Annotated in this window: 22 protein-coding genes, 1 tRNA gene and 1 riboswitch; of the genes, 13 read left to right on the top strand and 10 right to left on the bottom strand. The window is 67.6% G+C overall.

Translation table 11 applies throughout. The features are described 5' to 3' along the window. Positions 1-192 precede the first annotated feature (192 nt). On the bottom strand, positions 193-741 hold the full coding sequence (locus ROA7023_RS20015; protein ID WP_200812561.1) for an acyl-CoA thioesterase: 549 nt from the start codon (positions 739-741) through the stop codon (positions 193-195). Between the two features lie 131 nt (positions 742-872). Between ROA7023_RS20015 and ROA7023_RS20010 the strand changes: the two genes are divergently transcribed. The 7 genes from ROA7023_RS20010 (at position 873) to ROA7023_RS19980 (ending at position 7,635) form a co-directional block, all read left to right on the top strand. Continuing rightward, positions 873-1,160, top strand: coding sequence for a YggT family protein (locus ROA7023_RS20010; RefSeq protein WP_085880768.1), 288 nt, complete (start codon positions 873-875; stop codon positions 1,158-1,160). 84 nt (positions 1,161-1,244) lie between these two features. Beyond that, positions 1,245-3,281, top strand: a complete 2,037-nt coding sequence (gene recQ / locus ROA7023_RS20005) for a DNA helicase RecQ (protein WP_085880767.1) — start codon at positions 1,245-1,247, stop codon at positions 3,279-3,281. Between the two features lie 190 nt (positions 3,282-3,471). Then, positions 3,472-4,965 carry an AMP nucleosidase gene (locus tag ROA7023_RS20000; RefSeq protein ID WP_442475992.1) on the top strand — a complete coding sequence of 498 codons (1,494 nt, stop codon included), beginning with the start codon at positions 3,472-3,474 and terminating at the stop codon, positions 4,963-4,965. Positions 4,966-5,161: 196 nt separating this feature from the next. Beyond that, positions 5,162-5,449, top strand: a complete 288-nt coding sequence (locus ROA7023_RS19995; protein ID WP_085880766.1) for an HU family DNA-binding protein — start codon at positions 5,162-5,164, stop codon at positions 5,447-5,449. 129 nt (positions 5,450-5,578) lie between these two features. Then, entirely contained in the window at positions 5,579-6,454 is an 876-nt protein-coding gene (locus ROA7023_RS19990; RefSeq protein ID WP_085880765.1) for a DMT family transporter, read from the top strand. 57 nt (positions 6,455-6,511) lie between these two features. Beyond that, positions 6,512-7,225, top strand: a complete 714-nt coding sequence (locus tag ROA7023_RS19985) for a cytochrome c biogenesis CcdA family protein (protein WP_085880764.1) — start codon at positions 6,512-6,514, stop codon at positions 7,223-7,225. 11 nt (positions 7,226-7,236) lie between these two features. Beyond that, a complete protein-coding gene (locus ROA7023_RS19980; RefSeq protein ID WP_085880763.1) occupies positions 7,237-7,635 on the top strand; it encodes a thioredoxin family protein in 399 nt (132 codons plus the stop codon). A gap of 144 nt (positions 7,636-7,779) precedes the next feature. On the opposite strand, the gene aroC is transcribed toward ROA7023_RS19980, so the two are convergent. Further along, positions 7,780-8,895: a chorismate synthase gene (aroC, locus tag ROA7023_RS19975; RefSeq protein ID WP_085880762.1), complete on the bottom strand. Its 1,116-nt coding sequence runs from the start codon at positions 8,893-8,895 to the stop codon at positions 7,780-7,782. A gap of 100 nt (positions 8,896-8,995) precedes the next feature. Next, a riboswitch (TPP riboswitch) is annotated at positions 8,996-9,096 on the top strand. A gap of 35 nt (positions 9,097-9,131) precedes the next feature. On the opposite strand from aroC, the gene thiB reads away from it, so the two are divergent. The 4 genes from thiB to ROA7023_RS19955 are packed head-to-tail and all read left to right on the top strand — an operon-like array spanning position 9,132 to position 12,550. Further along, a complete protein-coding gene (thiB, locus tag ROA7023_RS19970) occupies positions 9,132-10,103 on the top strand; it encodes a thiamine ABC transporter substrate binding subunit (RefSeq protein WP_085880761.1) in 972 nt (323 codons plus the stop codon). After that, positions 10,100-11,605 carry a thiamine/thiamine pyrophosphate ABC transporter permease ThiP gene (locus ROA7023_RS19965; RefSeq protein ID WP_085880760.1) on the top strand — a complete coding sequence of 502 codons (1,506 nt, stop codon included), beginning with the start codon at positions 10,100-10,102 and terminating at the stop codon, positions 11,603-11,605. Before thiB ends, ROA7023_RS19965 begins: the two co-directional genes overlap by 4 nt. Further along, a complete protein-coding gene (locus tag ROA7023_RS19960; protein ID WP_085880759.1) occupies positions 11,592-12,281 on the top strand; it encodes a thiamine ABC transporter ATP-binding protein in 690 nt (229 codons plus the stop codon). Before ROA7023_RS19965 ends, ROA7023_RS19960 begins: the two co-directional genes overlap by 14 nt. A 5-nt stretch (positions 12,282-12,286) precedes the next feature. After that, positions 12,287-12,550, top strand: coding sequence for a hypothetical protein (locus ROA7023_RS19955; protein ID WP_085880758.1), 264 nt, complete (start codon positions 12,287-12,289; stop codon positions 12,548-12,550). Between the two features lie 54 nt (positions 12,551-12,604). Here the strand turns inward: ROA7023_RS19955 and ROA7023_RS19950 are convergent, their stop codons facing one another. Genes ROA7023_RS19950 through petA form a run of 3 tightly spaced genes read right to left on the bottom strand, consistent with a single transcriptional unit; the run spans position 12,605 to position 15,426 of the window. Then, positions 12,605-13,465 carry a cytochrome c1 gene (locus tag ROA7023_RS19950; RefSeq protein ID WP_085880757.1) on the bottom strand — a complete coding sequence of 287 codons (861 nt, stop codon included), beginning with the start codon at positions 13,463-13,465 and terminating at the stop codon, positions 12,605-12,607. 17 nt (positions 13,466-13,482) lie between these two features. Next, positions 13,483-14,826, bottom strand: a complete 1,344-nt coding sequence (locus ROA7023_RS19945) for a cytochrome b (protein WP_085880756.1) — start codon at positions 14,824-14,826, stop codon at positions 13,483-13,485. A 12-nt stretch (positions 14,827-14,838) separates the two neighbouring features. Next, the gene (gene petA, locus ROA7023_RS19940) at positions 14,839-15,426 is read right to left on the bottom strand and encodes a ubiquinol-cytochrome c reductase iron-sulfur subunit (protein ID WP_085880779.1); all 588 of its coding nucleotides are present in this window, start codon (positions 15,424-15,426) and stop codon (positions 14,839-14,841) included. A gap of 209 nt (positions 15,427-15,635) precedes the next feature. On the opposite strand from petA, the gene ROA7023_RS19935 reads away from it, so the two are divergent. Then, positions 15,636-16,292, top strand: coding sequence for an outer membrane protein (locus ROA7023_RS19935; protein WP_085880755.1), 657 nt, complete (start codon positions 15,636-15,638; stop codon positions 16,290-16,292). Between the two features lie 36 nt (positions 16,293-16,328). Here ROA7023_RS19935 and ROA7023_RS19930 read toward each other — a convergent pair whose 3' ends face one another. The 5 genes from ROA7023_RS19930 to dapF all read right to left on the bottom strand — a co-directional run bounded on the left by ROA7023_RS19930 (position 16,329) and on the right by dapF (position 20,526). Then, positions 16,329-17,144, bottom strand: a complete 816-nt coding sequence (locus ROA7023_RS19930) for a glutathione S-transferase family protein (protein WP_085880754.1) — start codon at positions 17,142-17,144, stop codon at positions 16,329-16,331. Between the two features lie 24 nt (positions 17,145-17,168). After that, a complete protein-coding gene (locus tag ROA7023_RS19925; protein WP_085880753.1) occupies positions 17,169-17,558 on the bottom strand; it encodes a lysozyme inhibitor LprI family protein in 390 nt (129 codons plus the stop codon). Between the two features lie 122 nt (positions 17,559-17,680). Further along, positions 17,681-18,283, bottom strand: coding sequence for a glutathione S-transferase family protein (locus ROA7023_RS19920; RefSeq protein WP_085880752.1), 603 nt, complete (start codon positions 18,281-18,283; stop codon positions 17,681-17,683). 177 nt (positions 18,284-18,460) lie between these two features. Beyond that, positions 18,461-19,714: a tRNA (N(6)-L-threonylcarbamoyladenosine(37)-C(2))-methylthiotransferase MtaB gene (gene mtaB, locus ROA7023_RS19915; RefSeq protein ID WP_085880751.1), complete on the bottom strand. Its 1,254-nt coding sequence runs from the start codon at positions 19,712-19,714 to the stop codon at positions 18,461-18,463. Then, positions 19,711-20,526 carry a diaminopimelate epimerase gene (gene dapF / locus ROA7023_RS19910; RefSeq protein WP_085880750.1) on the bottom strand — a complete coding sequence of 272 codons (816 nt, stop codon included), beginning with the start codon at positions 20,524-20,526 and terminating at the stop codon, positions 19,711-19,713. Before dapF ends, mtaB begins: the two co-directional genes overlap by 4 nt. 95 nt (positions 20,527-20,621) lie before the next feature. On the opposite strand from dapF, the gene ROA7023_RS19905 reads away from it, so the two are divergent. Then, positions 20,622-20,697: transfer RNA gene (locus ROA7023_RS19905), tRNA-Lys, on the top strand. The last annotated feature ends 483 nt before the right edge of the window (positions 20,698-21,180 follow it).

Genomic DNA, 21,180 nt, shown 5'->3' with positions numbered 1-21,180 from the left:
CCCCTCGTTCGCCGCGATCAAACGTCAAAGCGAGGGTGGCGACAAGGGAGGACGCTGTCCTCCCTCTTGGCCTGCGGCCAATTCACCCTCCAGGGATACGGGAGGCAATGAAGTCCGGAGGCCGGCTCTTCATTGCCTGACAATATCCCCGCCGGAGGCATCCGAGGCCTGCATCCGGGACAGGCGGCCGCGTCAGGGCGTGTCGGGTCCGGACATCGGGGGCCAGGGGCGCAGCGCCTCCGCCTCTGTCCAGGCCTGAACCCAAGGCGGCAGCGTGTCCTGAGCTTCCTTGCCGCCGAGGTCCTCGAGGGCCTCCGCGGGCGAAACGATGCCCGACGTCCCGACGATTGCCGAGCGGATCAGGGCATGGCTCGCGCAGGTGCCGTCCGACAGCCACATGCTCTGTTCGACATAAAGAAACCGGTGATCCCACCCAACCGTGCGGGATCGCATGGTCACCCGGTCGAAGGCGCGGACCCTGTGCCGGTATCGGATAGTAGAGCCGGCCACTGTCAGACCCCACCCGCGCGACCGCATTGCTTCCAGCAGCCCGATCCGCCGCCCCAGCGGCAGCCGACCCAAGTCGTAGAGTGTCAGGGTCCGGCCGTTGTTCAGCTCCCGCCAGGGGTCGAGATCCCAAGGCCAGCAGATGTGCCGGCTGACGTGCTCCTCGAAAAGGCCGAGCGGGCGGTCTTTCCGGTGCTTGCGGAATTGCCAGAACAGGCGAGCAAATGGATACACGACGGCACTCCTTCGCTCGGTTGGTTGCCCCTGGCATACGGCCCCGTCAACCATGCCGCCGCGTTAGGGGATTGCCGCAAGGGCGATGAGCGCTTAAGTGCCGCTCGACACATCGAAAGAGGTACGGCCAGATGCAATCGCTTTTCGAGATCCTGTTGCTCCTGTTGGGGGTCGCCCGGTTCTTCATCATCGCGCATTTCATCATGTCGTGGCTCATCAGTTTCCAGGTCCTCAACATCCGGCAGCCTCTGGTCAGCCAGATCTGGTACGGTCTGAACCGCCTGCTCGACCCGATCTATGCCCCGATCCGCCGGATCCTGCCGAGCATGGGCGGGCTTGATCTTGCCCCGCTGGTCGCCCTTCTGGGGATCTACGCCATCGAGATCGTCCTGCGGAACAACGTCGCGCTTTTCCTCTGATCCTGCGAAGGTCTTGCCCGCCCCGCCCGGCTGTGGGATTCTGCAACCAACGAGCAGATAACCAAGACCTGACAGGCTGGCCAAATGAGCGCTTCCGACCTACTTCGCGATGTCTTCGGCTTCGATGCCTTCCGGCCAGGCCAGCAGGAGATCGTGGAGGCCGTGGCGGGCGGGCGCAACACGCTTGCCATCATGCCCACCGGCGGCGGCAAGTCGCTGTGTTTCCAGCTGCCCGCGCTGATGCGGGATGGGGTGACGGTCGTGATCTCGCCGCTGATCGCGCTGATGCGCGACCAGGTGCGCGGGCTGCGAGAGGCGGGGGTCGAGGCCGGGGCGCTGACCTCGGGCAATACCGACGAGGAAACCGCCGAGATCTGGGACAGGATCGAGGCCGGGCGGCTCAAGCTGCTCTACATGGCGCCCGAGCGGCTTGCCTCGGGCGGGGCGCAGGCGATGCTCCGGCGGATCGGCGTGTCGCTGATCGCCGTGGACGAGGCCCATTGCGTCAGCCAATGGGGCCATGATTTCCGCCCCGACTACCTGCGGATCGGAGAGTTGCGGCGCGATCTCGACGTGCCGCTGGCCGCGTTCACCGCGACGGCGGATGCCGAGACCCAGGACGAGATTGTCGAGAAACTCTTCGACGGGATGCAGCCGGATCGGTTCCTGCACGGGTTCGACCGCCCCAACCTGCACCTGGCCTTTGCCGTCAAGGATCAGCCGCGGCGGCAGATCCTGGCCTTTGCCGGGGCGCGCAAGGGGCAGTCGGGCATTGTCTATTGCGGCACAAGGGCCAAGACGGAAGGGCTCGCCACCGCACTGCGCGAGGATGGCCACGCGGCCTGCCACTACCACGGCGGAATGGATGCCGAGGCCCGCCGCGACGTCGAGCGGCGGTTCCAGCAGGAGGACGGGCTGATCGTCGTCGCGACGGTCGCCTTCGGCATGGGCATCGACAAGCCAGATATTCGCTGGGTCGCCCATGCGGATCTGCCCAAGTCGATCGAGGCGTATTACCAGGAGATCGGCCGCGCGGGCCGCTACGGGGCACCGGCCGAGACGCTCACGCTGTTCGGCCCCGAAGACATCCGCTATCGCCGGCAGCAGATCGACGAGGGGCTTGCCCCGCCCGAGCGGCGTATGGCGGATCACGGGCGGCTCAACGCGCTGCTGGGCCTGGCCGAGGCGCTGGAATGCCGAAGGGTCAACCTTCTGGCCTATTTCGGAGAGACGGCCGCGGGCTGCGGGCGGTGCGATCTCTGTGACAAGCCGGCGGAGGTGTTCAACGCGACCACGCCGGTGCGGATGGCGCTGTCGGCGGCGCTGCGCACGGGCGAAAGCTTTGGCGCGGGGCACCTGATCGACATCGTCATGGGCAACGCGACGGACAAGGTCACCCAGCGCGGCCACCAGGATCTGCCGACCTTCGGCGTCGGCAAGGAGTTTTCCAAGGGCGAATGGCAGGCCGTGTTCCGGCAGATGATGGGGCTGGACCTGATGCGCCCGGACCCCGAGCGCCACGGCGCCCTGCGGATGACGGAAAAGGCCCGGCCGATCCTGAAGGGCGAGCAGGAGATCGTGATGCGGCGCGACACGATCCGGCTGGCCAAGGCGGACCGGCAGGTCAAGACGCTGGTGTCGGAGGAGGATGCGCCGCTGCTCTCGGCGCTCAAGGCAAAGCGGCGGGCGCTGGCCGAGGCCCAGGGCGTTCCGGCCTACGTGATCTTCAACGACAAGACCCTGATCGAGATGGCCGAGACCCGGCCGCAGAGCCTTGACGAGATGGCGCGGGTCGGCGGTGTCGGGGCGAAGAAGCTCGACAGTTACGGGCGGACTTTCCTCGAGGTCGTCGCGGGCGAGCGGGCGCAGATGCATCCCCGGCGAGCCCGGCTTGCGGGCAGCCGGGACGGCACGCTCTATGACCGGCTGCTGGCCGTCCAGGCGGATCTGGCGCGGGGCGCTGATGGCACGGAAAAGCCCCTGTCCTGTTCCGCCTCGGTGCTGGCGCGGGTGGCCCAGGTCAAGCCGCGGGACGAGGCGACGCTGGCGCGGCTGCTGGGCGACCGCCACAGCGAGCGGTTCGGGCGCGCCTTCCTGGACGTGCTCAGCGAGGCGGTTTGACGGCCGGTGCCTCGCGCCGACCCCAGCGGGACCCTGCGCCGCCCGGGCCGCCGTGACGCAGCGGACCGGGGCCGCGCCCTTGCGGCGCGGGGCGGGTCGGGCGTAGGCAGGATGCAGTCACGCGACGGCTGCGTCTTGTCCCTGTCGTGAAACTGGTGTGTCTAGGGGCACCCGCAATTTCGAGGCCATCATGTCTGCGTACAAACCAACCGAGTCCACGCTCGACATCATGTCACCGCCCGTTGTGGCGCCCGAGGTCTTTCGGGATGCCGCCGCCGCGGTCGCCCGGCTGATCGAGCTTTATGACGCGGCGACGGGCTTTCTGTGCGAACGCTTCGGGGCGGCGATGTCCGAGGGCAAGCCCTCGGCCCGCTATCGCGCCTTCTATCCCGAGATCCGGATCACCACGTCGAGCTATGCCGGCGTGGACAGCCGGTTGTCCTTCGGGCACGTGTCGCAGCCCGGCGCCTATGCCGCGACGATCACCCGGCCGGACCTCTTTGCCCGCTATCTCGAACAGCAGATCAACCTTCTGATCAAGAACCACGACATCTCGGTGGTGGTCGGCGTGTCGACGACACCGATGCCGGTGCATTTCGCCGTGGCCAACGATGCCGCGATCACGGTCCCGCAGGAGGGGGCCGCCGAATTCACCCTGCGCGACGTGTTCGACGTGCCGGATCTGGCCACCACGAACGACGACATCGTCAACGGGCTGGGCTTTCACTACGACGACGGGGCCGCGCCGCTGGCGCCGTTCACCGCGCAACGGGTAGATTACTCGCTGGCGCGGCTGTCGCATTACACCGCGACCGACGCGAGCCATTTTCAGAACCACGTGCTCTTCACCAACTACCAGTTCTATGTGGAGGAGTTCGAGGCCTATGCCCGCAAGGTGCTGGCGAACAATGATTCCGGCTATACCTCGTTCGTCTCGACCGGCAATGTAGAGATCACGGATCCGGACGCGCCGCTGCCTCAGCCGGCCAAGATGCCCCAGATGCCGTCCTATCACCTCAAGCGCAAGAACGGGCAGGGCATCACCCTGGTCAACATCGGCGTAGGCCCGTCCAACGCCAAGACCGCGACCGACCACATCGCCGTTCTGCGCCCCCATGCCTGGCTGATGGTCGGCCATTGCGCCGGGCTGCGCAATTCCCAGCGGCTGGGGGATTTCGTGCTGGCCCATGCCTACCTGCGAGAGGACAAGGTGCTGGACGACGACCTGCCGCTCTGGGTGCCGATCCCGCCGTTGGCCGAGATCCAGGTCGCCCTGGAACAGGCCGTCGCCGGGGTGACAGAGCTTGAAGGCTATGAGCTGAAGCGGATCATGCGGACGGGCACCGTCGCCAGCCTCGACAACCGGAACTGGGAATTGCGTGACCAGGCCGGGCCCGTCCAGCGCCTGAGCCAGTCGCGCGCGGTCGCGCTGGACATGGAGAGTGCCACGATCGCCGCCAACGGCTTTCGCTTCCGGGTGCCCTACGGCACGCTGCTGTGCGTGTCGGACAAGCCGCTGCATGGCGAGTTGAAGCTGCCGGGCATGGCGTCCGACTTCTACAAGACGCAAGTCGCGCGTCACCTGATGATCGGAATCCGGGCCATGGAGCACCTCCGCGAGATGCCGCTGGAGAGGATTCACTCGCGAAAACTGCGTTCGTTCGAAGAGACGGCCTTCCTATGATGAGAGTCGCCTGGGCGGGCGGTTTCTATATTTTGACCCCGTCCTCGCGGTGCTGAGCGGCGAAATGGTCGCAAAACCCATAAAAAAAGCGGTTTTGGGGCCCTCTGGGGCCCGGAATTCGTTGTGTGACCCCACAAGATGCCGTTAAATGAGGGTGTTGAGGCCCTAATTAGCGGGCAGTGAAGGAGATATCACCATGGCAAAACCCATGACCAAGACACAGCTCGTTACCGCGCTTGCGGATGAGATGGGCAGCGACAAGAAAACAGCCGGGTCCGCGCTCGACGCGATGATCGGCGTGATCACCAAGGAAGTCTCGAACGGCGGTGCCGTGACGCTTCCCGGTGTCGGCAAGATCTACTGCCGCGAGCGTCCGGAGCGCATGGTGCGCAACCCCGCGACCGGTGAGCAGATCAAGAAGGACGCCGACAAGGTGGTGAAGATGACCATCGCCAAGGCGCTCAAGGACAGCGTGAACGGCTGAGCTTGCATCGCTGACAGTATTTTGGGAAGGGGTCGCCGGTGGGCGGCCCCTTTTCCATTGCGCGGCGCGGATATCGCTGTCGGAGCCTCCGGCGGGAGTTTTATTGCCAAGATGAAGGAGGCGGGAGCTGTGGACGGACGAGCGGTAGCCGGCGGGATCGCGTTCGGGTTCATGTGGGCTTCGGCCTTTGCATCGGCGCGGGTGATCGTCGCCCATGCGCCGCCGCTGACGGCCTTGGCGCTGCGGTTCCTGATCTCGGGGCTGGTGGCGGTGTTCCTGGCGCGGCTGCTGGGGCAGAGCTGGGCGCTGACCGGGCGGCAGTGGCGCGCCGTGGTGGTCTTTGGCCTGTGCCAGAACGCGGCCTACCTGGGGCTGAACTTCGTGGCGATGCAATCGGTCGAGGCGTCGCTGGCGGCCATAATCGCGTCGGCCATGCCGCTTCTGGTGGCGCTGGTCGGGTGGTTGGCCCTGGGGCAGCGGCTGCCGCTGCAGGGGGTGCTGGGGCTGTTCGCCGGGGTCGCTGGCGTGGCGCTGATCATGGGCAGCCGGGTGTCGGGCGGGGCGGATCCCTTCGGCGTGGTGTTGTGCGTGATCGGCGTGGTGTCGCTGACGGTGGCGACGCTTGCGGTGCGGGGGGCATCGTCGGGCGGCAATTTCCTGATGGTCGTTGGATTGCAGATGCTGGTGGGCTCGACAGCTCTGGCGATTCCCGCCTTGGCGTTCGAGACTTGGTCGGTCACCTGGTCCTGGCAGCTTGGCGTCGCGTTCGTCTACACGACGCTGGTGCCGGGGGTTCTGGCGACCCTCGTCTGGTTCTGGCTGGTGAACCGGATCGGTGCGGTGCGGGCCGCCGTCTTCCATTTCCTGACACCGTTCTTCGGCGTGAGCACGGCGGCGGTTCTGCTTGGGGAACGGATCGGCGTTCTGGACGTCGTCGGTGTCGCGGTGATCGCGGGGGGCATCCTTGCCGTGCAGCTTTCGAAACAAAAGCCCACGGCGAGTTGACCCTCGGGTAGCGCGGTTTTTCGTGACCTGGCGGCCCTGCTGGGCCATGTCTGGGCGATGGATCTGATGCTTGGATATGTGGCCGGGCTGCTGACGCTGATCAACCCCTGCGTCCTGCCGGTCTTGCCGATCGTGCTGGCCTCTGCCCTGCAGGTCAGCCGGTGGGGTCCTGTCGCGCTTGCGCTGGGGATGTCGGTGTCCTTCGTGCTTGTGGGCCTGTCGGTCGCGGTTTTCGGCCGGGCTCTGGGGATCGACGATCTCATGGTGGCGAAGGCAGGCGGGGCGCTCATGGTCGGGTTCGGGCTGGTCCTGCTGGTCCCGCGATTTGCCCATGGCTTCGAGCTTGCGACGGCGGGGCTGTCTGCGCGGGCGGATCAGGGGATGGACGAGGTCGACCGGTCGGGGCTGCGGGGCCAGGCGGTCGGCGGGGCGATTCTGGGCGCGGTCTGGGTGCCTTGCGTGGGGCCGACCCTGGGCGGGGCGATCGCGATGGCCTCCGCCGGCGAGGACCTGGGTTGGGCGGCGGCGATCATGGTGAGTTTCGCGGCCGGAATTTCGACGATCATCCTTGCGCTGGGCTATGGTGCGCAGGCGGCGATCCGAGCGCGGCGGGACTGGCTTCGGGCCGTGGCCGCGCGGGCGAGGCCTACGATGGGGGTGATCTTCGTCGCTGTCGGAGCTGCGATCCTGTTCGATCTCCAGAAATTCGCCGAGATCTGGCTGCTCGACACGCTTCCCTACTGGTTACAGGACCTGTCGGTCCGCTATTGAAAGGAATTCCCATGATCCGACGCAGTTTTCTTGCACTTGTCCTGTTGCCGGTGGCCGCGATGGCGGCGCCGCTGGACTATTCGCCCGGGCTTGTCCAGCAACGCCTGGCGGCGGGAGAGACCCTGTTCGTCGATTTCAAGGCCGATTGGTGCACCACCTGCCGGGCGCAGACCCGGGTTATGGATGCGCTGAAGGCTGCCGACCCGGCCTACGAGCAGCAGATCACCTTCGTCGAGGTGGATTGGGACCAGTACGGCAGATCCGAATTGGCGCAATCCCTGAACATTCCGCGCCGGTCTACCCTCGTCGTGCTGCGCGGCGACCGGGAATTGGGACGGATCGTGGCCGGCACCTCCCAGGCGGAGATCCAGGCGCTGATGGATCTGGCGTTGGGCGCGGCAGGGTCCTGAGCGAGAGCCTCCATGGTCGGGCGCCGCACTCGGCCTCGGGCGTTGCGAGCCTCCGGCGGGGATATTTGAAGGCAATGAAGCCGGCTGACGGACTTCATTGCCTCAATATATCCAATCGACGGGGCAGCCGGGCGCCCCGCCGGGTCACGATGCCGGGGGGCCGATCTGGCCGCGTGTGCCGCCGGTCTGGCCCCGGTCCAGCAGGAAGTGGTCCAGGATCACCGCCGCCATCATCGCCTCGCCCACCGGTACGGCGCGGATGCCCACGCAGGGGTCGTGGCGGCCCTTGGTGACGACCTCGGCCGCCGTGCCGTCCTTGCGGATCGAGGCGCGGGGGGACAGGATCGACGAGGTCGGTTTGACCGCGAAGCGCAGCACGATGTCCTGACCGGAGGAGATGCCTCCGAGGATGCCGCCGGCGTGGTTGGAGCTGAATTCCGGCCCCTCCGGCCCCATGAAGATCTCGTCTGCATTGGCCCGGCCGGTGAGGCCTGCGGCCGCCATGCCTTCGCCGATCTCGACGCCCTTCACCGCGTTGATCGACATCATCGCGGCGGCAAGATCGGTGTCGAGTTTGCCGTAGACCGGCGCCCCGAGCCCCGCGGGCACGCCGCGGGCCACGACCTCGATCATCGCACCCACGGAATTGTGGTCGTCCTTGCGAAGCCAGTCGAGGTAGGTCTCCCATTCGGTGGCGGCCTCGGGGTCGGGGCACCAGAACGGGTTGCGGTCGATGGCGTCCCAGTCGAACCGGGCGCGGTCGATGGTCTTCTCGCCCATCTGCACCATGTAGCCCCGGACCTCGACCCCCGGCAAAAGCGCGGCCAGCGCCGCCCGCGCCACGCCGCCCGCGGCCACGCGTGCCGCCGTCTCGCGGGCGGAGGACCGGCCGCCGCCGCGATAATCCCGGATCCCGTATTTCTGCCAATAGGTGATGTCGGCATGGCCGGGCCGGAAGGTTTCGGCGATATCGCCGTAATCGCGTGAGCGCTGGTCCGTGTTGCGGATCATCAGCTGGATCGGGGTGCCGGTGGTCTTGCCTTCGAACACGCCGGACAGGATCTCGATCGCGTCGGGCTCGTTGCGCTGGGTGGTCATCCTGTTCTGCCCAGGCCGCCGCTTGTCGAGCCAGACCTGGATCGCGGCCTCGTCGAGCGGCACGTTGGGCGGGCAGCCGTCCACCGTCGCACCCAGGGCAGGCCCATGGCTTTCGCCCCAGGTCGTGACACGGAAGAGGTGGCCGTAGCTGTTGAGGCTCATTGTCAGGGGCTCCGGGTGGTCGGGTTCGGGCTGTCCTATCCCCCGCTTGCCGGCGGCTCAAGGGGCAGGGTTGAAGACCGCGGCGGACCGCCCTAGGTTCACCGTCACCTCGGGGTGCCCGGATCGGGCTGAGATGCATGACGCGAACCCGTTGAACCTGAACCGGCTAGAACCGGCGGAGGGAAGGTCGTGGGTCATACTCCATCCTTTTTTCCGTTCGGCGATTGGAGGATGACATGAAGACCTGTGCCACCATCGCGGGACTGATGTTTGCCAGCGCGGCAAGCGCGGAAACGCTGACGATCTATACCTATGACAGTTTCGTCCCGGACTGGGGCCCCGGCCCCGCGATCGAGACGGCGTTCGAGGCCGAATGCGGCTGTGACATCGCCTTCGTCGCGGCGGGCGACGGTGCCGCACTGCTGTCTCGGGTGCGGCTGGAAGGGGCGCGGACCGAGGCCGACATCGTCCTGGGCCTGGATTCCAACCTGGTCGCCGCCGCGCGCGAGACGGGGTTGTTCGCGCCGCACGGGGTGACGGCGGATCTCGACCTGCCGGTCGCTTGGCACGACGACACGTTCCTGCCTTTCGACTGGGGGTATTTCGCCTTCGTCTCCAACGCCGGGACCGAGGCGCCCGCCAATTTCCGCGAGCTGGCCGACAGCGACCTCAGCATCGCGATCCAGGACCCGCGGTCGTCGACACCTGGCCTCGGCCTCGTCCTGTGGGTCGGAGCAGCCTATGGAGATGAGGCCGCGAGCATCTGGGAGGGGCTGGCCGACAACGTGCTGACGGTCACGCCGGGCTGGTCGGATGCCTACGGCCTGTTCCTGGAGGGCGAGGCGGATGCGGTGTTGTCCTACACGACTTCGCCCGCCTACCACCTGATCGCCGAGGACGACGACTCGAAGGTGGCCTGGGCCTTCGACGAGGGGCATTACCTGCAGATCGAGGTCGCCGCGATCGTCGCCGAAACGGACCAGCCCGAGCTTGCCGCGCAATTCATGGCGTTCATCGGCACGGACGCGTTCCAGTCGGTCATACCGACCACGAACTGGATGTATCCTTCGGTGATGCCCGAGGCCGGCCTTCCCGAGGGGTTCGAGACCTTGGTCCAGCCGGACAAGGGCTTGCTGATGGCCCCGGAAGAGGCCGCCGCGGCCCGTGATGCGGCGATCGCCGTCTGGCGGGACGCCCTGGCCCGATGACCTTGCGGTGGCCCGGCGCCTGGGTTGCCGGGCTGCTGCTGATCCTGACGCTGGGAACGGTCGCTGCCGTCGCTCTGCGGGCCGAATGGTCCGGGGGGCTGGCGGCGGCCGACTGGGCGGCGATCCGCTTCACCGTGCTGCAGGCCCTCTGCTCGGCGGGCCTGTCGGTCGTTCTGGCCGTGCCGGTGGCGCGGGCTTTGGCGCGGCGGGATTTCCCCGGTCGCCGCGTCCTCGTCACGCTGCTGGGGGCGCCGTTCATCCTGCCGGTGATCGTAGCGGTGATGGGGCTGCTGGCCGTCTATGGCCGGCGCGGCATGGTCAGCGACGGGCTGTCGCTGGTCGGCCTGCCGCCGCTGGACATCTACGGGTTCGGCGGCGTGGTGCTTGCGCATGTCTTCTTCAACCTGCCGCTGGCGACCCGGATGTTGCTGCAAGGCTGGCTGGCGATCCCGGCGGAGCGGTTCCGGCTGGCCGCGGCGCTCGGGGCGCCGGTGGGGCGCCTGTTGGAATGGCCGATGCTGCGAAACCTGGCCCCGGGGGCGTTTCTGGTCGTTTTCCTGATCTGCCTGACAAGCTTTGCCGTCGCCCTGATCCTGGGCGGTGGGCCGCGCGCCACGACGGTCGAGCTCGCGATTTATCAGGCCGTCCGCTTCGATTTCGATCTGGAGCGGGCGGCGCAGCTGGCACTGGTGCAGTTTGGCCTGTGTGCGGCGGCGGCGGTGATCGCGTTTCGCCTGACCGTGCCCGACGCGATCGGTGGCGGGCTGGACCGGGTCGTGCGTCGCTGGGACGGCTCGCGCCTTGCGGACGGGCTCTGGATCGGAGCGGCGTCCCTGTTCCTGATGGTACCCCTGGCGATGGTGCTGCTGCGCGGGATCGGCGGGCTTGGCGACATGCCGGCCAGCGTCTGGCCGGCCGCGCTGCGATCTGTCGCCGTGGCGCTGGTCTCGGCCGCGCTGGCGATCGGGATGGCGCTGGCGCTGGCGCTGCGGTCGGGCCGGCTGGTGTCGCTGGCGGGTGTGCTTCCGCTGGCCGCCTCGCCGCTGGTGGTGGGCACGGGGCTGTTCATCCTGCTCTATCCGGTGATGTCGCCGGCGGTCGCGGCCCTGCCGGTCACGGCGCTGGTCAATGCCCTGCTGGCGGTGCCCTTCGCGGTCCGGGTGCTGGCGCCGGCCATCACCCAGGTCGAAGAGAGCCAGGGACGGCTGGCCGACGCGCTGGGGCTTGGCGGATGGGCGCGGATCCGGCTGGTCATCCTGCCGCGCATCCGCCGCCCGCTGGGCTTTGCCACCGGGCTGGCGGCGGCGCTCTCGATGGGGGATCTTGGGGTCATCACATTGTTCGCGGGCACCATGGATGCGACCCTGCCGCTGGAGATGTACCGCCTCATGGGCGCCTATCGCAGCGACGGGGCCGAGGGTGCCGGGTTGCTGCTGGTCGCGCTCAGCCTGGGGCTGTTCTGGATATTCGACAGGGGAGGGCGCGTGAATGCTGACGCTTGAGAGTCTGGTCCTGCAACAGGGCGCCTTCCGGCTGGAGGCGGACCTGACGGTCGGTGCGGGCGTGACGGCGGTGATCGGCCCGTCCGGGGGCGGCAAGTCCACGCTGCTTGCCGCGATCGGCGGATTTCTGGATCCGGCGCTTGGGCATATCCGCATCGACGGGCGCGACATGGCGGGGCTGGCGCCCCATGCCCGGCCCGTCGCCCAGCTGTTCCAGGACGGGAACCTGTTTCCGCATCTGACCGTGGCGCAGAACGTGATGCTTGGCATCGCGCCAGGGCTGGGGCGTGATCCGGCGCGGGACGCCCGGGTCGAGGAGGTGCTGGCCCGGGTCGGGCTCTCGGGACTGGGCGCGCGCAAGCCCGGCGCCCTCTCGGGCGGTCAGCAAAGCCGCGCCGCCCTCGCCCGGGTGCTGGTCCAGGACGCACCGCTGGTGCTTCTTGACGAGCCCTTCGCGGCGCTGGGCCCCGGGCTCAAGGCCGAGATGCTGATCCTCGCCCGCGATGTGCTGGCGGCGCCCGGGCGGACGTTGCTGATGGTCACCCACGACCCCGGAGATGCCGAGCGCGTTGCCGATACGGTCTTGCTGGTGGCAGATGGGCGGGTGACCGGCCCGCATGACAGGGCGGCGCTCTTCGCCGATCCGCCGGCCGCGCTGCGGGAGTATCTGGGATGAGGGGGATGTCCGTGCTTCCCCTGCTGCTCGCCGCCTGTGCGGCACCGACGCCGGAGGTGGCGGTGATCGCGCCGCTCTCGGCCATGTCGCTGGAGACGGATTGCGTCGTGGCGATCGGGGCCGAGACCGGCCTGTCCCCGCGCGATGTCGTGGTGACCGCGGTGCGCCCCCTGCGGCGCGGGACCGAAGTGCGGGCCCGGCTGCCCGTGGGCGGCGCATCTTGCCGGTTCACCGACGACGGCCGGCTGGGACGGGTCGACCTTTCATGAAAAAGGCCCGCCGGTGAGGGCGGGCCTTGGTCGCATCTGGAACGCCGGACGCCCCTAGTGCTTTTTCTTGTAGGGTGCCCAGAGGCGCTTGTTCGTCAGATAGAGCAGCACCGACAGCACCGTCAGGAAGATCACCCCCGTCAGTCCGGCCTGCTTGCGCGCGACGAGCTTGGGCTCGGCCGTCCACATCAGGAAGGCGGCGACGTCCTGGGCGACATGCTCGATCTCGGTCGAGTGCCCGTCTGCGTAGTCCACGTCGTCGCCATAGAGCGGCTGCGCCATGGCGATGTAGCTGCCGGGCACCATCGCGTGGCCGTCCTCGTCGTAGCAGGATTCAGGCAGGCCGCCGTTCGCGAACGCGGTGTTGTAGTAGCCGTCGATCGGGTCGCTGTCGAAGGCGCACTCGGGTTCCTCCTCGTAGCTCGACAGCAGCGTGGCGATGTACTCCGGGCCGCCCATGCCGTTGAAGAGCTGGCTCAGACCCGTGCCGTAGGGCCCGTGAAAGCCCGCGCGGGCCTTGGCCATCAGGCTGAGGTCGGGCGCGTTCGAGAGCGAGGAGCCCGGAAACTTGTCCGCCGGGGTCGCCGGGCGAAAATCGCCCTCGCCGTCGAACAGCGTGGGGTCCCAGACCTCGAACTGTTCGGCATAGGCCCGCATCTGGTCCTCGGGCAGCGCGGGGCCGCCCTCGTCGGACAGGTTGCGGAAAGCCACGTATTCCATCCCGTGGCAGGCCGAACAGATCTCGGTATAGACCTGCAGGCCGCGCTGGAGCTGGTTGGTGTCGTAGCTGCCGAAGGGCCCTTCGAACGGAAAGTCGAAGTCGTGGACATGGACCTCGCCGCCCGCGGCGATGGCCGCGACCGGGGCGCCAAGGCCCAGGACGCAGGCTGCAGTCAGGGTAAGTTTTCGAAGCATGGTCTGTGCGTCCTTTCTCACTCGGCCGGGGTCGGAGCAGCGGCTTTGCCGTCACCCGATCCGCCGTAGTGGGCGTTGAAGTCGTCCTCGATCGTGGCCGGTTGCGGCTGCGGCTTCTCGATCACCCCCAGAAGCGGCAGGATCACCAGGAAGTAGCCGAACCAATAGGCCGAGCCGATCAGCGAGATGTAGGGATAGATCCCCTCGGCGGGCATGGCGCCCACCCACATCAGCACGATGAAATCGACCACCAGCAGCGCGAACCACCACTTGAACATCGGCCGGTAGCGCCCGGAGCGGACCGACGACGTGTCGAGCCAGGGGGCCAGCGCCATCACCACGATCGCGCCGAACATGGCCAGCACGCCGAAGAACTTGGCGTCGACGATGCCGAAGGTGATCCAGTCGGCGAACATCACCACCCAGACGTCGGCGGTGAAGGCCCGCAGGATCGCGTAGAACGGCAGGAAGTACCATTCGGGCACGATGTGCGACGGTGTCGCCAGCGGGTTCGCGGGGATGTAGTTGTCCGGGTGGCCGAGGTAGTTCGGCATGAAGCCGACGATGATCATGAACACCACCAGGATCAGCGCCAGCGCGAACAGGTCCTTGATCACGAAGTAGGGCCAGAACGGCAGTGTGTCCTTCTGAGCGTCTTCCTTCGAGGTCCGGCGCACCTCGACCCCGGTTGGGTTGTTGTTGCCGGTGGTGTGGAACGCCCAGACGTGCACGATCGTGAGGCCCAGCAGGATGAAGGGCAGCAGGTAGTGCAGCGAGAAGAAGCGGTTCAGCGCCGGCTGGCCGACGGCCGAGGCCCCCAGCAGCCAGGTCTGCACCGCTTCGCCCACGAAGGGGATGGCGCCGAACAGGCCGGTGATCACGGCGGTGCCGTGGAACGACATCTGGCCCCAGGGCAGAACGTAGCCCATGAACGCCGTGCCCATCATCAGCACGAACATCAGGATGCCGATGATCCAGGTGACCTCGCGCGGGGCCTTGTAGGAGCCGTAGTAGAGGCCGCGGAAGATGTGCATGTAGACGGCCACAAAGAACAGCGAGGCGCCGTTCATGTGGAAATAGCGGATCATGTGCCCGCCGTTCACGTTGCGCATGATGTGCTCGATCGAGGCGAAGGCCATGTCGACGTGCGGCGTGTAGTGCATCACCAGCACGACGCCGGTCGCGATCTGCAGCACCAGCGTGAAGACCAGCACGATCCCCCAGATCCACATCCAGTTCAGGTTGCGGGGGGTGGGGATCATCAGCGTGTCATACAGAAGACCGACGATGGGAAGGCGGCGATAGAGCCACTTTTCTCCGCCCGTCTTCGGCTCGTAATGGTCGTGAGGAATTCCGGCCATGAACGGGTCTCCTTAACCGAGTTGAATCGTCGTCTCGTCGACGAACGCGGCGAGCGGGATGGGAAGGTTGCGCGGAGCGGGACCTTTGCGGATCCGGCCGGCTGTGTCGTAATGCGAGCCGTGGCAGGGGCAGAACCAGCCGTGGAAATCGCCTGACTCGCCCAGCGGGACGCAGCCCAGGTGGGTGCACACGCCCATCTGCACAAGGAACGCGCCGGCCGGCTCGATGCCCGACCCCTCGGGGGCCATCAGCGCACGGTTCTCGTCGGTCGCCGGCGCGTCGGGATTTGCAAGGTTGGCGTTCTCGGCATTCGGATCGGGCAGCGAGGACACGTCCACCTCATCGGCCTGGGCGATCTCCGTCTCGGTCCGGTAGCGGATGAACACGGGCTTGCCTTGCCAGAGCACGGTCAGCTGGTCGCCGGGGGCCAGCGCACTGACGTCGACCTGGATCGAGGCCAGCGCCTGCACGTCTGCAGAGGGGTTCATCTGGTTCACCAATGGCCAGACCGCGGCACCTGTCGCCACGGCGCCGGCACCGGCGGTGGCATAGTAGATGAAGTCGCGGCGGGTGCCCTGGCTATCGTCTGCGTGTGACACGTCAAACATCTCCATGTTGCGGGGCCCGGTCCGGGCCAATGGGCCTTGGGCCCGGGGATTCTGCTCCAAGCCGATCGCGGGTTGTCTACAGGGCAGAAATCCGCCCGTCCAGCGGGCAAAAAGGCGCATGATGTCGCATTTGCCACGGCGGGGGCTGACATCTTCAACCCGCGATACGACATAGGCCCGGAACCTCCGGAGACCTGCCCATGCGACGCCTTGTCCCGCTCCCGCTGCTTGCCCTGATCGCCGGAACGGCGGCCACGCCGCTGGCCGCCGAGGTGGAGCTGAGCCTCTATCTCGGGGCGCAGTCCGCGCCGCACAGCCGGGTGACCGTCGCCGACGATCCGCTGATTCCCGACGAGGATTTCCTGGTGGGCTGGCAGGGCCGCTCGTTCGAGCCGCCGCCCTATTATGGCCTCCGCGCCACCTGGTGGCGCGACGCGAACATGGGCTTCGGTGCGGATTTCAGCCACGCCAAGGTCTATTCCGGCGAGGACGGCCGCGCCGCGGGATACGAGACGCTGGAATTCACCGACGGCATCAACATCCTGACGGCCAACGCCTATTATCGCTGGCCGGGCGGCCTGGGGGCGCTGACGCCCTATGTCGGCGCCGGTATCGGCGTGGCCCTGCCCCATGTGGAAGTGACCAAGAACGGCTCCGAAACCTTCGGCTATCAATACACCGGCCCGGCCCTCGCCCTGCTCGCGGGGGCAAGCTATCCGCTGAGCGAGCGGGTCTCGGTCTTCGGCGAGGTCAAGTCGACCTACAGCTGGAACGAGGCCGATCTGTCGTCCGGCGGCACGCTGCGCACGAACATCGTCACCAACGCGCTCAACATCGGCGTCAGCTACGCGTTCTAGGGCGGCCCGCGGCGGCAGACGGCGTGGGGCGGGGCCTTATCCCCCGGCGACCAGGCCCAGCTCCGCATCCGTGGCGCGATGGGTGTACTTGTCCGCGGGCGGCCAGGGTCGGTCCTGCCAAGGCGGCTGGAAGGCGAAGCTGGAGACCGAGCGCCCCTCGGGCAGCGCACCGTTTCCGGCGCCCATGGCATAGTCGTAATAGAGCTTCACGATCTCTTCGCGGGTGACCTGCCCGGTGGCGGGATGGGCCATGCAGGCCGTGCGCCAGGCCCTGACGCGGTCATATTCGGGGCCCTCGGGCAGGACGAAGCCCTCGTAATACTCCAGAAACCAGAACCGCTTGAAGATCGGCGCGAAGACGACTTCGGCCAGCCCGAACGCGTCGAAGAGCCAGGGGCCCTCCGGCGCATGGTGATCCAGAAAGTCGTTCAGGTCACGGTACAGGCCAAGCAACTTGTCACGGTGTCCGTCCCGCGCATCCGGGTCCTGGTTCATCACGAAAAGATAGCCGGCCATGGTGAAAGCGCTCTCTTGCGCGATCAGCATCCGCTCGACCGCATGGCAGAGGGGGTCGGGGTGCCGGACCTGGCCGCCGTCGATGGCCTCGTCGAGATAGTCGAGGATCACGAGACTTTCCTTGAGGATATCGCCCGCCGCCGTTTCCAGGACCGGCAGGGCGGTGGTGCCTCGTGTCTTGCGCAGCAGGCCGGGGTCCCTGGGCCGGGTGATGTCCACGACCGCGAAATCGACGGCGGCATTCCGGCCCTTGAGCGCGAGCAGGACCTCGAGCCGCTGCGAAAACGGACAGACGGGAATGTGATAGACGGTCGGTGTGGTCGGTGCGGATGCCATGTGAGACCTTCCCCTGCCCTGCGACTATTGGACATACATCCGCAGGGAGGCGGCACGGGCGCGGCCGAGCTCTATGCGGCAATCGTTGATGGCGATGCCGGTGCCCGACCCGCCACCGAAGGTTGTTCCGACGAACTCGCAATGCGCGTCGCGATAGGCGGACCACGCAGCCTGCCCGGCGTCGAGCGCGGCAGCCGAGACCGCGCGGCCGGTGACGTCGTCAAGCTCTGTGGCCGAGGCGTGGGCGAAGCCCAGGAACATCTCGACCGTGGCGTCGACGGCGGCCAGGGTGTCGGACACGCAGTTCGCGATCTCGACCTGGCTTGAGCCGCTGCATTCGTCGGAGGGGCTCGCGAGCGTGGCCAGGGGGGCCATCGCGATCAGTAGCGCGAGGCGATGTGCGGTGCGTGTCATTGGGGCCCTTTGCAAGCGGCGGTCAACGGGCCCAACTCTGCGCTGCCACGGGGTATGTGGCAACGGCAATGATCCGCCCCGGTTGCCTGCCGGCGTTGGGCCGGTGTTTGAGGCGGCGCCCGTCAGCCCGGGCGTGTCGCCTGCATCGAGGGGCGCTGGGCGAAGGTCTCGAGCCAGCCGGCGAGAGCCGGCGCCAGCACCCGCCAGTCCCGGTCGGGCAGGCGGAAGTCGATGTATTCGAGCCCGCTGGCCACGGCGATCTGTCCCGCGTCGACCGGCCCCATCAGGTGGCTCATCCAGCGCGATTCGAGCGCCCCGAGGATGCGGACGACCTTGACCCATTGCGCGGCGATCCAGTCGGCCGATGCGCCCTCGGTTCCCTTGAACCGGGCCTCGTAGACCATGCTCACCGCGGCCTCCATCAGCGCGTCGCCGGTGGCCTCGAGGGTCAGGACCTCCCAGATCCGGGACTCCGGGTAGAGCCGGGCATCGGCCACGGCGTTCAGGTAGCGGCAGATGACCCGGCTGTCATGGATCGCCGGCCCGTCCTCGCGCAGGAGGCTGGGGATCTTGCCCGAGGGGTTGGCCGCCGCGGCTTCCGGGGCGCTGGCCAGCGGGGTGGTCGTGACCGGCACCTCCTCGACGAGATCGGTGATCCCGACCTCCCGGATCGTGACACGGACGCGCCGGACGAAGGGCGAGGCGGGGGACATGATGAGTTGCATGGTCTCTCCTGGCGTTTGGCCGCGAGACTGCGTCGATCGCGGGCCGGTGTCGAGCGTTCATGGCCGGCGCCCCGGGGCCGGCCGGGGTGTTCCGGGCGGACGGGCGGGGCTGGATGCTGGACGTGGGAGCCTCCGGCGGGAGTTTTTCGGCCAAGATGAAGGTCGGCAGGATGAGGGTCAGGCCGCCAGTCGCTGTCCCGCGAGACCGGTGATGCGGGCTGGGACGATCCGGCTTTCGGGCTGGTCCGTGGCGAAGGTCACTTCGGCGAATTGCTCGGTCCGGCCCATGCGCGGGCTCTCCATCAGCACGTTGTGCGTGCGGCCGACCTGGGCCTCGAGGTGGCGGGCGACCCGGGCGTCGCCGGCTTCCCGCAACCGCGCGGCGCGGGATCGGGCGGTGGCGCCGTCCACCTGGGGCATGCGGGCGGCGGGCGTGCCGGCGCGGGGGGAATAGGGGAAGACGTGGAGCCAGGTCAGCTGGCATTGTTCCAGCAGGCGCAGGGAGTTTTCGAAATGCGCGTCGGTTTCTGTCGGGAAGCCCGCGATGATGTCGGCGCCGAAGGTCATGTCGGGGCGCAGGCGCAGCGCTTCTTCGCAGAAGGCGATAGCGTCGTCGCGCAGGTGACGGCGTTTCATCCGCTTGAGGATCAGGTCGTCGCCATGCTGGAGCGAAAGGTGCAGATGCGGCATCAGCCGGGGTTCGGTGGCGATCGCCTCGATCAGGGCGGGGTCGACCTCGATCGAATCGATCGAGGAGATCCGCAGGCGCGGCAGGTCGGGCACCAGCCGCAGGATGCGGCGGACCAGGTCGCCGAGGCGGGGCGCCCGCGGCAGGTCGGCCCCCCAGGAGGTGAGGTCGACCCCGGTAAGCACGACCTCGTTGTAGCCGCCATCCACCAGGCGCTTGATCTGGTCGACAACTACACCGGCCGGGACCGACCGCGAATTGCCCCGTCCGAAAGGGATGACGCAGAAGGTGCAGCGGTGGTCACAGCCGTTCTGGATCTGGACATAGGCGCGGCTGCGGGTGCCGAATCCGTCGATCAGGTGGCCGGCGGTTTCGCGCACCGACATGATGTCGTCCACCGCCACGCGCTCTGTCGTGCCGATCAGGTCGGGGACCATGGCGGCCCAGGTCCCTGGCTGCATCTTCTCGGTGTTGCCGATGACGCGGGTGACCTCGGGCATGGCGGCGAAGGTCTCGGGCTCGGTCTGGGCGGCGCAGCCGGTGACGATCAATGGCGCCTCCGGGTTCTCGCGGCGCAGGCGGCGGATTTCCTTCCTGGCCTTGCGAACGGCCTCGGCGGTCACCGCGCAGGTGTTGACCACCACCGCATCCTGCAGACCGGCGCGGGCGGCGAGGTCCTTCATCGCCTCGGTCTCGTAGGCGTTGAGCCGGCAGCCCAGCGTGGTGAAGTGCGGCGCGGTCATCCGTGCCACACGCCGTCGAAGACATGGGCGGTCGGCCCCGCCATCCAGACCCCGTCGTCGGCCCAGCGGATCGCAAGCTCTCCGCCATCGAGCACCATGGTCACCTCGCGCGACACCAGCCCCCGGCGGACGGCGGCGACGGCCGTGGCGCAGGAGGACGACCCCGACGCGAGGGTGATGCCGGTGCCGCGTTCCCAGACCCGCATGCGGATGCGGTCGGGCCCTGTGACCCGGGCGACCTGGACGTTGGTCCGCTCGGGAAAGAGGGGATGGTGCTCGTGGACGGGTCCGAAGCTTGCGAGGTCCACCGCCTCGGGGTCGTCGACGAAGAAGGTGCAGTGCGGGTTGCCCATGCCGGTCGCGGTCGGTCTGCCGTCGATGGGAAGCTCCAGCGTGTCCATGGCCTCTGCCAGGGGCACGGCGGACCATTCCGTCTGCGGCTGGCCCATGTTGACCGACACAAGGCCGGTCTCCGTGCGCAGGGCGTGCAGGACACCGCGGCCGGTCTCGATGCGCAGCGCCTCTGCGCCGGTCTCGGCCATGACACGGTCGGCGATGCAGCGGGTGGCGTTCCCGCAGGCGGCCGAGGGGCTGCCGTCGGCGTTCCAGAAAGCGAGGGCGATGTCCGCCCCCTCGGCCGGCCCGATGACGGCGAGCTGATCGAACCCGACGCCCCGGTGGCGGTCGGCCATGGCGGCGACAAGCGCCTCATCTGGCCGCACCGGGTCGGTGCGTCCGTCGAGGACGACGAAGTCGTTGCCAAGCCCGTGCATCTTCATGAACGGCAGGCCGGAGGCGGGTGTTCGGGTCATTCGCGGGCCTATACCCGAGGGCCGGGGGCGAATCCATAGCTTCGGAGTTTTCGGGGTTGACCGCTGCAGGTGCTTTTCCTAAACGAGCGCTTCGTGGGCCGTTAGCTCAGTTGGTAGAGCAACTGACTTTTAATCAGTGGGTCGCAGGTTCGAATCCTGCACGGCTCACCACTGAAATCAGAGATTTAGGCGACGGCTGGCCAGACGATGCTGGTCTGACGCGCTCTGCCTGTCTCAAACACCGGATGATTGCGTAAACCGGCTCCAGGCCGGTGTTCTTTCGGGGATGCCGTCAATCGGCGTCATCGTCATTGCCCGCCGTCAGGGCCCTGCATTGGTCTCGACGTGCGGGCGTCCTTCTCGTTCAGCCAAGCTGACGCAAGCTGCTCCTCGGCGCGCAGGATCCTCGCGCCCGCCATTCGATGGTGATCAGGGGGCCCGAGACCTTTTTGCACCGTCACAGGGGCATCGGTTTCGCTTTCTCACCGAGGCCGGAATCGGGCGTTCCATTTTCCCGGGACTACCTCGTCGCCTGTGATTTTCCCGTAAGCATCTGACAATGTATTCTTATTCTAGTTTTGATAATATCCGGAATCGCAAGGTTTCTGGTCGATACCCACGAAAACCTTGCGATTTCTGACGCGCTTGCGCGTA

This window comes from Roseisalinus antarcticus, from assembly GCF_900172355.1.
GTDB lineage: Bacteria > Pseudomonadota > Alphaproteobacteria > Rhodobacterales > Rhodobacteraceae > Oceanicola > Oceanicola antarcticus_A.
This window is presented reverse-complemented; position numbering and strand designations above follow the sequence as displayed.

Bases quoted from the DNA above. Each gene is read 5' to 3' on its own strand.
- dapF (WP_085880750.1), bottom strand. From the start codon at position 20,526: ATGACCCGAACACCCGCCTCCGGCCTGCCGTTCATGAAGATGCACGGG.
- ROA7023_RS19980 (WP_085880763.1), top strand. From the start codon at position 7,237: ATGATCCGACGCAGTTTTCTTGCACTTGTCCTGTTGCCGGTGGCCGCG.
- ROA7023_RS20000 (WP_442475992.1), top strand. From the start codon at position 3,472: ATGTCTGCGTACAAACCAACCGAGTCCACGCTCGACATCATGTCACCG.
- aroC (WP_085880762.1), bottom strand. From the start codon at position 8,895: ATGAGCCTCAACAGCTACGGCCACCTCTTCCGTGTCACGACCTGGGGC.
- ROA7023_RS20010 (WP_085880768.1), top strand. From the start codon at position 873: ATGCAATCGCTTTTCGAGATCCTGTTGCTCCTGTTGGGGGTCGCCCGG.
- ROA7023_RS19925 (WP_085880753.1), bottom strand. From the start codon at position 17,558: ATGACACGCACCGCACATCGCCTCGCGCTACTGATCGCGATGGCCCCC.
- ROA7023_RS19960 (WP_085880759.1), top strand. From the start codon at position 11,592: ATGCTGACGCTTGAGAGTCTGGTCCTGCAACAGGGCGCCTTCCGGCTG.
- ROA7023_RS19930 (WP_085880754.1), bottom strand. From the start codon at position 17,144: ATGGCATCCGCACCGACCACACCGACCGTCTATCACATTCCCGTCTGT.
- ROA7023_RS19920 (WP_085880752.1), bottom strand. From the start codon at position 18,283: ATGCAACTCATCATGTCCCCCGCCTCGCCCTTCGTCCGGCGCGTCCGT.
- ROA7023_RS19985 (WP_085880764.1), top strand. From the start codon at position 6,512: ATGGATCTGATGCTTGGATATGTGGCCGGGCTGCTGACGCTGATCAAC.
- ROA7023_RS19965 (WP_085880760.1), top strand. From the start codon at position 10,100: ATGACCTTGCGGTGGCCCGGCGCCTGGGTTGCCGGGCTGCTGCTGATC.
- thiB (WP_085880761.1), top strand. From the start codon at position 9,132: ATGAAGACCTGTGCCACCATCGCGGGACTGATGTTTGCCAGCGCGGCA.
- mtaB (WP_085880751.1), bottom strand. From the start codon at position 19,714: ATGACCGCGCCGCACTTCACCACGCTGGGCTGCCGGCTCAACGCCTAC.
- ROA7023_RS19945 (WP_085880756.1), bottom strand. From the start codon at position 14,826: ATGGCCGGAATTCCTCACGACCATTACGAGCCGAAGACGGGCGGAGAA.
- ROA7023_RS19995 (WP_085880766.1), top strand. From the start codon at position 5,162: ATGGCAAAACCCATGACCAAGACACAGCTCGTTACCGCGCTTGCGGAT.
- ROA7023_RS19955 (WP_085880758.1), top strand. From the start codon at position 12,287: ATGTCCGTGCTTCCCCTGCTGCTCGCCGCCTGTGCGGCACCGACGCCG.
- ROA7023_RS19950 (WP_085880757.1), bottom strand. From the start codon at position 13,465: ATGCTTCGAAAACTTACCCTGACTGCAGCCTGCGTCCTGGGCCTTGGC.
- ROA7023_RS19935 (WP_085880755.1), top strand. From the start codon at position 15,636: ATGCGACGCCTTGTCCCGCTCCCGCTGCTTGCCCTGATCGCCGGAACG.
- recQ (WP_085880767.1), top strand. From the start codon at position 1,245: ATGAGCGCTTCCGACCTACTTCGCGATGTCTTCGGCTTCGATGCCTTC.